The organism is Corynebacterium atrinae (assembly GCF_030408455.1).
GTDB lineage: Bacteria > Actinomycetota > Actinomycetes > Mycobacteriales > Mycobacteriaceae > Corynebacterium > Corynebacterium atrinae.
Genome location: NZ_CP046977.1, coordinates 1,152,770 through 1,165,405, shown reverse-complemented (window position 1 = coordinate 1,165,405; position 12,636 = coordinate 1,152,770). Strand labels below are relative to the sequence as shown.

The 12,636-nt window shown below is 62.1% G+C and carries 15 protein-coding genes; 5 read left to right on the top strand and 10 right to left on the bottom strand.

Annotated elements, in window-relative coordinates:
- Positions 1–238 precede the first annotated feature (238 nt).
- The 5 genes from CATRI_RS05840 (at position 239) to CATRI_RS05820 (ending at position 4,841) form a co-directional block, all read left to right on the top strand.
- Positions 239–1,129: an ATP-grasp domain-containing protein gene (locus tag CATRI_RS05840; RefSeq protein WP_290220549.1), complete on the top strand. Its 891-nt coding sequence runs from the start codon at positions 239–241 to the stop codon at positions 1,127–1,129.
- Positions 1,130–1,364: 235 nt separating this feature from the next.
- Positions 1,365–2,252, top strand: a complete 888-nt coding sequence (locus CATRI_RS05835) for a DUF368 domain-containing protein (protein ID WP_290220988.1) — start codon at positions 1,365–1,367, stop codon at positions 2,250–2,252.
- Positions 2,252–3,169, top strand: a complete 918-nt coding sequence (locus CATRI_RS05830; RefSeq protein WP_290220547.1) for an ABC transporter substrate-binding protein — start codon at positions 2,252–2,254, stop codon at positions 3,167–3,169. Before CATRI_RS05835 ends, CATRI_RS05830 begins: the two co-directional genes overlap by 1 nt.
- A complete protein-coding gene (locus tag CATRI_RS05825; RefSeq protein ID WP_290220545.1) occupies positions 3,166–4,074 on the top strand; it encodes an amino acid ABC transporter permease in 909 nt (302 codons plus the stop codon). The genes CATRI_RS05830 and CATRI_RS05825 overlap by 4 nt, the downstream gene beginning before the upstream one ends.
- A 2-nt stretch (positions 4,075–4,076) precedes the next feature.
- Positions 4,077–4,841 (top strand): amino acid ABC transporter ATP-binding protein, encoded by a 765-nt coding sequence (locus CATRI_RS05820; RefSeq protein ID WP_290220543.1) that lies wholly within the window; start codon positions 4,077–4,079, stop codon positions 4,839–4,841.
- On the opposite strand, the gene CATRI_RS05815 is transcribed toward CATRI_RS05820, so the two are convergent.
- From CATRI_RS05815 to CATRI_RS05770, 10 genes are read right to left on the bottom strand one after another with little or no spacing between them, the layout of a single operon-like run.
- The gene (locus tag CATRI_RS05815; RefSeq protein WP_290220541.1) at positions 4,838–5,590 is read right to left on the bottom strand and encodes a sulfite exporter TauE/SafE family protein; all 753 of its coding nucleotides are present in this window, start codon (positions 5,588–5,590) and stop codon (positions 4,838–4,840) included. The genes CATRI_RS05820 and CATRI_RS05815 overlap by 4 nt on opposite strands.
- A gap of 9 nt (positions 5,591–5,599) precedes the next feature.
- Positions 5,600–6,085 (bottom strand): pantetheine-phosphate adenylyltransferase, encoded by a 486-nt coding sequence (gene coaD, locus CATRI_RS05810; RefSeq protein ID WP_290220539.1) that lies wholly within the window; start codon positions 6,083–6,085, stop codon positions 5,600–5,602.
- 22 nt (positions 6,086–6,107) lie between these two features.
- Entirely contained in the window at positions 6,108–6,677 is a 570-nt protein-coding gene (gene rsmD, locus CATRI_RS05805) for a 16S rRNA (guanine(966)-N(2))-methyltransferase RsmD (RefSeq protein ID WP_290220537.1), read from the bottom strand.
- A complete protein-coding gene (locus CATRI_RS05800; protein WP_290220535.1) occupies positions 6,674–6,883 on the bottom strand; it encodes an acyl-CoA carboxylase biotin carboxyl carrier protein subunit in 210 nt (69 codons plus the stop codon). Before CATRI_RS05800 ends, rsmD begins: the two co-directional genes overlap by 4 nt.
- Before the next feature lie 52 nt (positions 6,884–6,935).
- Positions 6,936–7,631: a CPBP family intramembrane glutamic endopeptidase gene (locus CATRI_RS05795; protein WP_290220533.1), complete on the bottom strand. Its 696-nt coding sequence runs from the start codon at positions 7,629–7,631 to the stop codon at positions 6,936–6,938.
- Complete coding sequence (locus tag CATRI_RS05790) at positions 7,628–8,032, bottom strand: hypothetical protein (RefSeq protein WP_290220530.1); 405 nt, start codon at positions 8,030–8,032, stop codon at positions 7,628–7,630. The genes CATRI_RS05795 and CATRI_RS05790 overlap by 4 nt, the downstream gene beginning before the upstream one ends.
- A 15-nt stretch (positions 8,033–8,047) precedes the next feature.
- The gene (locus tag CATRI_RS05785) at positions 8,048–8,386 is read right to left on the bottom strand and encodes a PadR family transcriptional regulator (protein ID WP_290220528.1); all 339 of its coding nucleotides are present in this window, start codon (positions 8,384–8,386) and stop codon (positions 8,048–8,050) included.
- Between the two features lie 52 nt (positions 8,387–8,438).
- Positions 8,439–10,547 (bottom strand): ATP-dependent DNA helicase RecG, encoded by a 2,109-nt coding sequence (locus tag CATRI_RS05780; RefSeq protein ID WP_290220526.1) that lies wholly within the window; start codon positions 10,545–10,547, stop codon positions 8,439–8,441.
- Entirely contained in the window at positions 10,547–11,980 is a 1,434-nt protein-coding gene (locus CATRI_RS05775; RefSeq protein ID WP_290220524.1) for a DAK2 domain-containing protein, read from the bottom strand. The genes CATRI_RS05780 and CATRI_RS05775 overlap by 1 nt, the downstream gene beginning before the upstream one ends.
- Positions 11,981–11,991: 11 nt before the next feature.
- Complete coding sequence (locus CATRI_RS05770; protein ID WP_290220522.1) at positions 11,992–12,636, bottom strand: uracil-DNA glycosylase; 645 nt, start codon at positions 12,634–12,636, stop codon at positions 11,992–11,994.

Here is a 12,636-nt window from a genome sequence, read left to right as displayed (position 1 = left end):
CCTTGAAGATCCTTCTCGCTGTGGAAGCAATGACCACTGGCGCCAGCAAGCTAGGTGAGCACGCTCATGAGCTCGGGTATCAATTGAGGCTCCTTGCAGAGGACCCATCCCTGTACTCCGACCTAGACGGCGTCGATGTGGTCGCATTTCCGACTCGGGATGACACAGCACTTCGCGACTACGTGCGGGGGTCTGCCACGAGCTCCGTGGCATCTTCAGCCCGACAGACACCTGGGGTGTGATTGCTGCTGAGCTACGGGAACAGTTCGATCTCCCGCGGAGATACTCGGCTGCCCAGTTAAGGGACCTGCGCGATAAGCAGTGGGTCAGGCGCACACTCGGCGAGGTCGCCGTCGATTCCTTCCCGCGGATCATCAAGCCACGCGGTGGAACAGGCTCCACAGGAGTGACCCTTGTGCACAACGAAGACGAGCTGGCTAGCGCCCTCAACGCCGTTGATGATGTGTCTTCCTACGTCATCGAGCCTTACTATCGCGGCCCGCACTACTCGGCTGAGCTGTGGTCAAACGGCACTACGACAGTCTTTTTCGGAGTGACCAACCGTATCCTCACGCCACCGCCCCTCTTCCTCGAGAAGGTCAAAACCTTTCCGCATGAGCACGGCACCCCATGGGAAGCATCGGTCGAGCAGTGGGGCCGAGGGATTTTAGCCAGGCTGGATTACCGTGTCGGATTCGCCCATCTCGAGTTCATCGAAACTGCAGCCGGGTTCGAGTTAGTCGAGCTCAATGCCCGGATGCCTGGCGCCTTGATCACTCCGGCGATCGAGGCGTGTACCAATTACGACCCTTACGCATTGGTTATCGACGACGCCCTCAACCGTCAACCTGAGCTCCCCGAAACGCGGGAGGTCATTGGAGGCCACAGTCACGTCAGCCTCTACCCCAGCACAACCGGATGCCTTGCCAGCATCGAAGGGCTTCCAGATCTGAAGGATTATCCAGGTAGCCCGGGCTGGGTGCCCTCGAAATCCCTGGGAGATGAGGTCCCCGATATCTCCTCCTATCGGGCACGGATTGGCAATGTCTACGCCACGGCTACGAGCCCGGCGTTAGCGCAGGACCGGGCTATTGCGGCGTCGCAAGCGATTTCGGTGGACATCCAGTGACCGACCAGAACTCCAATAGCTCCACAATCATGATCGGCGCGGCTGAATAAAGAGTTGTCTATTCGTCTCTCCACAGCGCTTAGACGGCCTTGGTGTGCCACTTTCGCTGCGTCTCACTCTGATTTTGCGGGGCCATGCTCTAAAGTTGAAGGTCGATTCATGCCCTTGACCATGGAAGGCCGATAGATGGCCTACGAAAGGCAACGTGTCCACTAACACCATTCACCCAGCCCCGATGTCGCAGAGTCCTTTGACTATTGCGGCCAACATTGTTCGTGGTGCCCTCATCGGCATGGCGGAGCTCGTGCCTGGCATCTCCGGTGGCACGGTCGCCCTGGTCGTGGGTATCTACGAGCGCGCCCTACACAACGGCAACGCTCTCCTACGCCGCAAGTTCAGCCAGGTTGACTGGTTCTTCCTTGCTGCGGTCGGCGTGGGCATGGTGACAGCTGTGTTCACCATGTCTACTGTCATGCACAACTTCGTCGAGGAAAACACGGAGTACGCCCGCGGGTTGTTCCTCGGCATGGTCACGGTATCCATTTGGGTTCCATTAGCAATGATGGATCCCCGCGATGTGCGCAAGCGTGGTTGGGTGCTCGCCCTGGTCTTCGCACTGGCAGCGGCCTTGAGCTTTTTTGCCACGGGCTTTACTGCGGCGCCGCAAAGCAACCCGTCGCTCATCGTCATTTTCTTGGCCGCATCCATCGCCATTTGCGCCCTGGTGCTTCCCGGAGTTTCTGGTTCCTTCTTCCTCATGGCTGTTGGCCTGTACTCCCCCGTCATGGGCGCCATTTCGGATCGCAATTGGACGGTCATTGTTACCTTCGCCGCTGGTGCACTCGTCGGCATTGTGCTTTTCATCCGCCTGTTGACCAAGGCCATGGAACATCACCGCACTTTGACATTGACCGTCATGGCCGGCCTCATGTTGGGTTCCCTGCGTGCGTTGTGGCCGTGGCAGTCCCCCGATGCGCAGCTGCTCTCGCCCGGCGATAACCTGCTTCCCATCATTGGCCTCGCCGTCCTCGGCGGCGCGATTGTGCTCGTGTTCATCATCGCCGACCGCGTGGCGTCTGCTCGCCGTGACGCGGACGTCGTCACAGAATCGCAGCCGAGCTGATGAGGGGCCCGATTAGCAACGGCGCGCTCAGAGCTACCCTGGCTACTCTCGCCGCTGCCACTCTGTTGGCGGGTTGCGTCACCAATGTCGAAGACGGCAAACCTCAGGGCTGGGAACCCATCATTCCAGATGAGGTGCCGGAGATTGCCGCCATGGTTCCGTCAGATGTCGGCACCGATGGGGTTCTCACCGGCGGAACGAACCCGCCCTTCGCTCCTTTCGAGCTCAAGGATTCAGATGGCTCCATCATTGGCCTCGAGATGGACCTTGCCCGGGCGACGGCCGCGGTCATGGGTCTCGATTTCCAACCCGTGGAGCAGGACTTTTCCATGATCTTGCCTGCCGTTCAGGCTGGCACCCTAGATATCGGAGCCAGTGGCTTTACGGACAACCCGGAACGTCGGCAGAACTTCGACTTCGTCAACTTCCTCTATGCGGGCGTGCAGTGGGCGCAGCAAACGGGTGTTCCGGTTGATCCGGACAACGCTTGCGGCTTGACTGTTGCTGTTCAGCGGACAACCGTGTCAGAGACCGATGATGTCCGCCCCAAGTCTGAGGCTTGTGAAGAAGCCGGCCTAGAACCCATCACTATCTTGTCCTACGACACGTCTGACAATGCCGCGCTTGCACTTCTCGTTGGTCGCGCCGATGCACTGTCGGCCGACTCCCCGGTGACCGCCTGGGCCGTATCGCGGTCGGAGGGGAAGATGGAGCTGACTGGTGAGATGTTCCAGGCTGCGCCTTATGGTTGGGCGCTGCCAAAGGACTCCCCCCTTGCTCCCGCAATGGCGGCCGCATTGCAGCACCTCATCGACAACGGTGACTACGAACGCATTCTCGCCCAATGGGGCGTCGAAACTGGTCTGTTGGATCAGGCCCTGATCAATGAAGAACCTGTGGAAGGAATTTCCTCATGACGACCACCCCTCAGCCTATTCAGGCGAAGCCTCTCCGCCATCCGGGACGGTGGGTGTTGGCGGCCATCGTGCTCGCCGTAACGGCCTGGTTCATCATTGGCGCCGTCACCAACGAGGCCTACGGTTGGGCGACGTACCGCAGCTACCTTTTCGACACCCGGATCGCTACCGCTGCCTTGCACACGCTCGCACTTACTGTCTTGGCAATGATCATCGGCGTCGTCCTCGGCGCCACTCTAGCGGTGATGCGCATGTCGCCGAACCCGGTGCTGCGGGGTGTGGCGTGGGGTTATCTCTGGGTGTTCCGTGGCACTCCGGTGTACGTGCAGCTCGTGTTCTGGGGCCTGCTTGGCTCGCTTTATCAAAGTATCAACGTCGGTTTCACCGAGGTTGATCTCAGCGGGATGCTCAAGAACGCCTTCATCCTCGCTGTCCTGGGCCTCGGCCTCAACGAGGCTGCCTACATGGCCGAGATCGTCCGTTCGGGCATCTCTTCGGTCCCCGAAGGCCAGATGGAAGCATCCAAGGCCCTGGGTATGAGCTGGTGGATGACCATGCGCCGCACGGTGTTGCCGCAGGCCATGCGCATCATCATTCCCCCGACGGGCAATGAGTTGATCTCCATGCTGAAGACCACTTCGCTCGTCGTCGCGGTTCCCTACAGCCTGGAGCTTTATGGCCGATCAATGGATATCGCTGCTGCTCTCTTCGAGCCGGTACCCATGCTGCTCGTCGCCGCCACCTGGTACCTCGCCGTGACGTCCTTGCTCATGGTGGGCCAGCACTTCTTGGAGAAGCACTTTGAGAAGGGTGCCACCCGCCAGCTCACCGCCCGCCAACTCGCGTCCCTCGCTGACGCTGAGGGCACTGTCCCCGGCAACGTCACGATCGTGAAGGAGAACTAGTCATGACCGATCTCATGATCGACGCCCAGCAGGTATGCAAGTCTTTCGGTCAGCTGGAAGTGCTCAAGGGCATTGATATGCAGGTGCCCACTGGCACCGTCACCTGCCTCATCGGCCCGTCCGGTTCCGGTAAGTCCACATTCCTGCGCTGCGTGAACCACCTCGAGCAAGTCACCGCTGGTCGGCTCTACGTCGACGGCGATCTCATCGGTTACCGCGAGCGCGATGGCGTTCTCTACGAGATTTCCGAGAAGGACGCTGCCCGCCAGCGCGCCGACATCGGCATGGTGTTCCAGCAGTTCAATCTTTTCCCGCACCGCACAGCCCTGGAGAACATCATTGAGGCACCCATTCACGTCAAGGGTGTCTCTCCCGCCGCCGCCAAGGAGCGCGGCATGGAACTGCTGGAAAAGGTGGGTTTGACGCACAAGGCCAATGCCTACCCGTTGCAGCTTTCCGGTGGTCAGCAGCAGCGCATTGCCATTGCTCGTGCGGTGGCAATGGAGCCCAAACTGATGCTTTTCGACGAGCCCACGTCAGCTCTCGACCCCGAGCTTGTCGGGGAGGTTCTGCGCGTGATGAAGGAACTCGCCAACGACGGCATGACCATGCTCGTGGTGACTCATGAGATGGGCTTTGCCCGCGAAGTCGCCGATTCGGTCGCTTTCATGGATGGCGGCGTCGTAGTCGAGAAGGGCACCCCCGCCGAGGTCATCGACAACCCCCGTGAGCGCCGCACCCAGGCTTTTCTTTCCTCGCTTCTCTAAGCTCCGACCATGCCGCTGATGCCCCGAACGAGGGCCGTCACGCCTCCCGCGCTAGCCAAAATTAGGGAGAGCTTGCGGGCTTGTTCACGCGGCACCTTGCGGCTGAGCTGCACCCCGATCCACAGGCCAAGTGCCATACCAAGCACTCCCACCGGCCAAATGAGCCAGTCGGTCTGAGTGAGGTCGCCCGCACCAGAAAACACCTTGGTCAGGAAGGATATGAGTCCGGCGACCATGAAGATCGGTTGGAGCGTGGCAGCGAACGCTTGCTGCGGCCAGCGCGAGGCTTGTGCGTAAACGGTGATCGCCGGCCCCGCGATTCCGGCGAGGGTGTTCATGAAGCCACCCGCGATGCCCGCGACCACGGCCGGTGCCGTCCCCGAAACCGGCGGGATGAAACGCTTGCCGAAGGTCGTGACAGCCAGGGCCAACAACAACAGCCCACCGACGAGGGATTGCAGGAGATCACCAGACACTTCCCGAACGAGGAGAGCAGCGGGCACCGATCCGACGATCAGTACCGAAGCGATGATGGTGAATTTTCGCCAATCAACATACTCGCGAACGGTCATGGTGGTCGCGGCGGCATTGAGGAACGCCAGAATGTTCACCACCAGGATGCCCTCGACGGGGCCCATGATGATCACGAGGACGGGTCCGGCGATAAGGCCCAGGCCCATGCCGGAGATGCGTTGCATCGCCGAGCCAATAACAACGACGATGAAAATGAGAGCTAGATCAAGGAGCACCCGATTAGGCTACCCCAACGCCTCTCGGTATTTGGCGGTAACCGCGTCCACGACGAGGTCCGGAAGGAGACCGGAGACATCGCCGCCATAACGAGCGACCTCTTTACACAGCGAGGAAGAGATGTAGCCGTACTTCTCGTCGGTGAGGAGGAAGAAGGTATCCACCCCCGACAAACGCCGGTTCATCTGAGCCATGGGCAGCTCATACTCGTAGTCCAAGGCGGTGCGCAGGCCCTTCACCAGGGCATTGACGCCATGTTTCGTCGTGTAATCGACGAGCAATCCCGCCCACCAGTCCACGCGCAGGTTGGGGATGTCTTCGGTGACCCGCTCGATGAGGTCGATTCGCTCCTCCACCGTGAACAATCCCGATGGCTTTTTCGGGTTGCCGGTCACCAGGACGATGACCTCATCGAAGTGGGAGGCGGCGCGTCGATAGATGTCGAGGTGACCCATGGTCACCGGGTCAAAGGATCCGGGGCAGACGGCTTTCATCGCTTCTCCTGGTTAGTCGGCGTTAATTTGCACGGTGGAACACAGCCATGTCCATGCGGGCAATGCCGTAGGTCCGCTTCTTCAGCTTCTGGGTGGTAGGTTCGAATCCAGCAGGCCAATCTGTCTCCGGGGAGTCAACATGTCGCTCAACGACCACGGCAGCCCCATCGGTGAGAGCGGGCTCCAATGCTTCCAGCATTTCCCGCACCGCCTCATCGGCGAGGTCATACGGCGGGTCGGCGAGCACCATGTCGAAGTAATTCTGTGGCGCCTGCGCCACGTAGGTCGACGCCTTCATCGCCTCGACCCGTACCCCAGGATGCTTTACGACGCCCACGTTGTGCCGGATCACCTCCACCGCCTGGGGATCGCTCTCAACTAATACGACTTCTGCCGCCCCGCGCGATGCCGCCTCGAGCCCGAGTGCCCCGGAACCTGCAAAAAGATCGAGCACGCGGGCCTCAAGGAAACCAAAGCGCACCTGCAACGAGGAAAAGAGCCCTTCGCGGGCACGGTCAGAGGTCGGACGTGTGCCGCGCGGCGGAACCTTGATAGTGCGCCCGCGCGCCTCACCAGCGATGATGCGGGTCATGCTCCCACCTCCAGGAGGACGTCGCCGCCCAGCACATCACTAAAGTCGTCATGAGAAATGCCCGTGACAACCCCGGGTCCCGGAGCGAGGACAGGTGCTTCAAGCTTCACTGCTTCCACCGTGGCCAGTCGGTCGCCCGTAGCGACGGTGTCCCCGACTGCGACGTGATAACGCACAATGCCGGCGAATGGGGCGAAGATGTTCATGGTTACACCCTAATGCACCGCCTACCGAGGCTATAACGCCTGGAGTGAGGGGCTACACCAAGGCCCCCAGGATCGCCGCTGAGGCGATGGAGTTGATAGTGACGTGCATCGCCAAGGGCGCCCAGAGGTTGTCGTGAAAGACTCGCAAACCCCCCAATACCAGGCCTAGGGCTAGCACGTACGGCAGCAAGATCGGTATCCCATGGACGATCGCAAAAAGTACCGAGGACGCTGCGATGGCGATGCCTGTCCCCCACCGTCCGCGCATCGAACTCAGCAGCACGCCGCGAAACAGCAGCTCTTCCCACAAGGGTGTCAAAACGGCTATGCCAATGAAGCCTAACACCGCGAACACTGGTGGCAACCCAGTTATGTCATCGCTGGCGCCACGTCCAGGGATAGGGTCTTCCCCGCCAAGGATGGCAAACATGGTGGCCTGGATCGCGATAAGCACCACTAGTGCACTAGGGATCTGCCATGCCAGGTGGGCTAGTCGCCAAGTCGGGCGGGAGATACCCAGCACATGTGGGGTAACCCCCGACCTCCAGAGCAGCCCCACCAAGAAAGACACACACGAAATGGCATGAACGACGACCGTCAAAGTTAAGGCTTCGGCCAGATTGTTGCGTATAGCAGTAATTTTCAGTGCTAAAGCCGCAACGGCCCCGAACTCGACGACCGTGATCGCTACGCATCCTGCTACTGCCAGAACTGCGGTCCTCAATCGAGGATGTGCAGAGTTGTTCATCGGCGTGGGAGTTGTTGGTGTTCCGTGTAGCTAGAAGGGAGCCGGTGATCAACTATTGATCCAATAAGTATTCCAATGGCAAGGAATACGAGCAAAGCCATCATTCCCGCGAACTGCTCGACGATCGGAGTGGTGAAACCGAACCACTGGGGCCACACCGCGTAGACTCCCACGCACAGTATCCCCAAGAATCCACAGACTCCAAGGATCTTCCTACCTGGCGTGCCTTTATTGGGGCCCTCGAACTCTCCGGCATAGTCCTGAGGCTTGCCGAATTCCTCTTCGGCGGTGCGTCCTGTCGAGCTGATTGCGTCATCGACGGTGTGCAGTACTTCCGCTACTTGGTCGTCGCCGCAGCCTCGGCGGCGGAGATGATAGGCAAGGTCATTGTGGTAGTTCACGAGATGATGTTCCTGTCATTGGTCGATCGTCGATGTGAGCGTGTTGTCTAGCAGTCCACGTGCCAGCAACCATTGTTTTTCGAGGTCCAAGTAGTGACTATGTCCAGCATCGCTGACCGTGAGGATCTTTCTCGCCGGACCCGCCTCCGGGGTGTGCCATTGGCTGGTGATGTACCCGGCATCCTGCAGTTTGGTCAGGTGGGGATACACCGTTGTTCCCCGGGCTTCGATGCCCGAGTCCCGCAATTTCTCCACTAAACCGTATCCATGACCTGGCTGATCCATGAGAAATCTCAACAGCAATAAAGGCAGCGCCGGACGTAACCAGTCTCCGAGACTCACGGTGTCTGACATTCCTCCACCCTAATCGCAACTAATTTGTATAGCAACTAGTTGCCCGAGAACGCTAGCTCTTCTCTAAGTACTCCCGATCATCGCGGTCGATCTCCAGAACCAGGCGTTGCGCGAGGAGCGGGTGGCGTTCCACCAGAGCGGCGGCGTCAGCATTCGCGAGGGTGATGATGTCGATGTCTTGGAGCAGGTTGAGCAGCTTCACGGTGCGAACGGCGCCCGATTGGGAGGTGCCGAGCACATCGCCCTCTTGGCGTTGGTAGAGGTCGAGTTCGGCGAGGGCGAAGCCGTCGGTGGTGTCGGCGATTTGTGCCAAGCGCTCGTAGCCAGGGCTGCCGGGTTCGGCGAAGGTGTGAAACAGGCACAGGGAGGCGCGGGCGCCTCGACCGACGCGGCCGCGCAGCTGGTGGAGCTGGGAGACGCCAAAGTTGTCGGCCTCGCGGACGAGCATGATGGAGGCGTTGGGGACGTCGACGCCGACTTCAATGACGGTCGTCGCGATGAGGATGTCCAATTCGCCAGCGACAAACATGCCCATGACCTCGTCTTTGGCGTCGTTGGGCATGCGGCCGTGCAGGATCCCAATGCGGTAGTCGGCGAACGGGCCGGAGGAGAGGACCTCGAAGAAGTCGAGCACGCCGCCGTCGCCGTCGATGCGGGGGCAGACGATGTAGGCCTGGTGGCCGGCGTCGATCTCCTCGCGGATGCGCTGGAGGGCTCGGTGGACCCAGGTGGGTCGGGACTGGGGCACCAGGCCCGAGTGGATGGGCACGCGACCGCCGGGGAGTTCCTTGAGCGTGGACAACGACAAATCACCGAAGACGGTCATGGCGATGGTGCGCGGGATGGGGGTGGCCGTCATGACCAGGAGGTGTGGGGTGATGCCGTCGCGACCTTTGGTGCGGAGGCGATCGCGTTGCTCCACGCCGAAGCGGTGTTGCTCATCGACGACGACGAACCCGAGGTCGAAGAACTCGACGCTGTCTTGGATGATGGCGTGAGTGCCCACGACGATGTCGGCTTGGCCGGAGACGATGTCCAGCAGGGCTTGGCGTTTGGCGGGCACGGGCATGGACCCGGTGAGGGGGACGACGGTGGCGGGGACGGCGGCGTCGGCTAGCAAAGCGGTGAGGGTGCGTGCATGTTGGACCGCGAGGACTTCCGTCGGCGCCAGCAGGGCGCATTGGCGGCCAGCGTCGACGGCCTGCAGCATGGCGAGGAGGGAGACGATGGTTTTGCCGGAACCGACCTCGCCTTGGAGCAGGCGGCTCATGGGGTGGTCGGCGGAGATGTCGGAGGTGATGTCCGCGAGGACTTCCTGTTGTCCGGCGGTGAGTTCGTAGGGCAGGCGGCCGAGCAGCTCGGCCCGGTAGCCGTCCGGCTTGGCGGGGAGGGCGGGGGCGACGCGCTTGAGGGTATCGAGGCGTCTTAACGCCATGACCAACCCGAGGGTGATGGCCTCGTTGTACTTGAACCTACGCAGGTTCGGCTCGGGGCCCTCCGGGCCGGGCAGGTGGATGCCGCGGATGCAGTGATCGAAGCTGACCATGCCTTCCGGGGTGTCGCCGAGGGGCTCCGGGACGGGCGGCAGGGTGGCCAGGACGTGTTGGATGGCGCTCATGATCCGCCAGGAGGTGATGCGCGAGGTCGCCGGGTAGACGGGAACGTAATCGAGCTTGCTCAGTAGTTCATCCGGGTCGCCGTAGGCTTCGAGGCTTTTCAGCGAGCCTGTCCCGACGCCTTTTCGCCCGGGTTCGGGGATGACGATGAAGTCCGGGTGTTGGAGCTGCGGGGTACCACGGAAGAACTTCAGCTTGCCGGCGAACATGGCGCGCACGCCGGGGCGGAGGATTTTGGCCACGTAGGAGGCGTGGAAGAAGGAGGCGGTGAAGACGGTGCGGCCGTCATCGATGGTCACGCGCGTGACGGTGTTGCCGCGGCGCGGCGGCTGGGTGGTGACCCCGGTAACCTCGCCCACGCAGGTGATCATGTCGCCTTCTTCGGCGTCCTCGGCGAGCACGCCGGAGCCGTGGCGCGAGTAGGCGCGCGGGAAGTGTTCGAGCAGCTCGCCGCAGGTTTCGTAGCCGAACGCGGCGGTGATGGCCTTGGCCTCCTTCGCGGGGAGGACAGTGGCTAGCAGCCGTTCGTCCGACCATCCGAGCACTACTCGACTCCGATCTCCACCAAGTGGTCCAGCCCGTCCGCGGGGAAGGCCATCACGTCGAGGCCCAATTCGGCCTCTAGCTTATCGACGTCCAGCTCCACCCGCGACAGCAAAACCACCTGCTCCGCCCCGTCCCCCAGCAAAGGCAAACACACCCGTTCGGTGGCCTGCTCTGCAGTTTCCCCTGGGGCGCATTCGCTGAGGATGGTGGTGCGCATCGCCGCGGCCGCCTCGGTCATGGCGTAGGCCGCGACGCTCACGGGGACGGAGGGGTTGTGGACGGTGAGGGCAGCAATGCCCGAGACCAGTCGACTGGTGGGGACGATGGTGAGGGTCTGCTCAAAGGCGTGGGTGGCGCGTTCGACGGCGACGAGTTGGCGCTGGTCGAGCTGGCCGTTGGGCAACAAGATGAGTTCCTGGGCACTGGTGGTGCGGACCTCGGCGAGGATCGCGGAGACAACGTCCTCCCCCGGCGTGACCACGACCGCGCCCGCTTCGCGGTACAACTCCGCGATGGAACCGGCCGGGGTGATGGCCACGACGACGCGGCGGGGTGCGCCGACCTGCGGGGCGTCGGGAAGCACTTCGAGGCGCAGATCAGTGACCTGGCCGATGGCAAAGGCAGTTTCGATGACCGCGCCGGCGGTGCGGGAATGAATGTGGACGCTGCCACAGTTCTCCTCCGCCCGGGCGATACCCAGGCTGTCCCCGAGGCCTTGCAGGCGCTGTTCCAAGCGGTCGAGGTCGCCGGTAAAGAAGAACATCACCTCTAGTTCGGCGGCCTGGCCGTGGACCTCCGAGGCGGAAGTAGTGGTGGCGGCGCTGCCTTCTACCTCGGCAAGCAACGCTTCCAGCAGCACGAGCAAACCCATGCCCCCGGCGTCGACGACCCCGGCGTCGCGGAGGACATCGAGCTGCGAGGGGGTATTAGCCAGGGCGATTCTTGCCGCGGCGACGGCGGCGTTCACCACCTCGTGCAGCTCCTCCCCCGCCTCCTGGGCAGCAAGGGCGGCGGAGCGGAGCACGGTGATGATGGTGCCCTCGACCGGCTTGGAGATAGCCCGGTCCACCAGTTGCACCGCGGTAGTGAGGGCGTAAGCGACGTCCGCACCGGCGATCTGCCCGACGACGGCGGCATCGGCGATTGCTCGGAGCACCTGGCTCAGGACCAAACCGGAATTACCGCGGGCCCCCCGCACGCTGCCAATGGATAGTGCCCGGGCCACTTGAGCGACATCGTCGTGGCTGGCCAACTTATTGGCCTCCGCCAGTGCTGCCTCCATCGTGTGCGCCATATTCGAACCGGTATCCGCGTCCGGGACCGGAAAGACATTCAGGGCATTGATTTCCGCCCGCCGGGCCGAGAGCTCGGCCACCGAACGGGTCGCCCAGTCGTACAGCCGGGGACCGTCTATCGCACGCGGAAAGGACATAGGTCGTTAGTCTACAGCTGCCAGTTCACCGGATCGGCTCCGGCAGCAATGAGCAACTCATTGGCGCGGGAAAATGGCCGTGAGCCGAAGAAGCCCCGCGAAGCCGACAGCGGCGAGGGGTGGGGGGATTCTATGCGCGGGTGCTGGCCGAGGAAGCGTGCCGCCGATTGCGCATCGCGGCCCCAGAGGATGGAGACGAGGGGTTGGTCCCGAGCGGCTAAGGCTCGGATGGCGGCCTCGGTCACTTCTTCCCATCCCTTGTTTCGGTGGGAGGCGGGGGCTCCGGGCCGGACGGTGAGGACTCTGTTGAGTAACAGGACGCCCTGACGAGTCCACGGAGTGAGGTCCCCATCCACCGCCATGGGAAGCCCAAGGTCGCTGTTGAGCTCCCGAAAGATATTCTGCAGGCTGCGCGGTAGGGGGCGAACGCCGGGGCGGGTGGAAAAGCTCAACCCCATGGGATGGCCCGGCGTGGGATACGGGTCTTGCCCGACGATGAGGACTTTGACGTCGTCAAAAGGGTCCTGGAACGCGCGGAGGATGTCGTTGCCCGCCGGTAGGTAGGCGGGTTCGGCGCGGAGGAAATTTCCCAGCGCGTGAATGCGATCCTCGACGGGTTCGAGGGCAGGAAGCCAGGACGGGTGAACGGGCAGCAT

Excerpts from the sequence above, each read along its gene's own strand:
- CATRI_RS05835 (WP_290220988.1), top strand. The coding sequence starts at position 1,365 with ATGTCGCAGAGTCCTTTGACTATTGCGGCCAACATTGTTCGTGGTGCC.
- CATRI_RS05830 (WP_290220547.1), top strand. The coding sequence starts at position 2,252 with ATGAGGGGCCCGATTAGCAACGGCGCGCTCAGAGCTACCCTGGCTACT.
- CATRI_RS05825 (WP_290220545.1), top strand. The coding sequence starts at position 3,166 with ATGACGACCACCCCTCAGCCTATTCAGGCGAAGCCTCTCCGCCATCCG.
- CATRI_RS05820 (WP_290220543.1), top strand. The coding sequence starts at position 4,077 with ATGACCGATCTCATGATCGACGCCCAGCAGGTATGCAAGTCTTTCGGT.
- coaD (WP_290220539.1), bottom strand. The coding sequence starts at position 6,085 with ATGAAAGCCGTCTGCCCCGGATCCTTTGACCCGGTGACCATGGGTCAC.
- rsmD (WP_290220537.1), bottom strand. The coding sequence starts at position 6,677 with ATGACCCGCATCATCGCTGGTGAGGCGCGCGGGCGCACTATCAAGGTT.
- CATRI_RS05800 (WP_290220535.1), bottom strand. The coding sequence starts at position 6,883 with ATGAACATCTTCGCCCCATTCGCCGGCATTGTGCGTTATCACGTCGCA.
- CATRI_RS05795 (WP_290220533.1), bottom strand. The coding sequence starts at position 7,631 with ATGAACAACTCTGCACATCCTCGATTGAGGACCGCAGTTCTGGCAGTA.
- CATRI_RS05785 (WP_290220528.1), bottom strand. The coding sequence starts at position 8,386 with ATGTCAGACACCGTGAGTCTCGGAGACTGGTTACGTCCGGCGCTGCCT.
- CATRI_RS05775 (WP_290220524.1), bottom strand. The coding sequence starts at position 11,980 with ATGTCCTTTCCGCGTGCGATAGACGGTCCCCGGCTGTACGACTGGGCG.
- CATRI_RS05770 (WP_290220522.1), bottom strand. The coding sequence starts at position 12,636 with ATGCTGCCCGTTCACCCGTCCTGGCTTCCTGCCCTCGAACCCGTCGAG.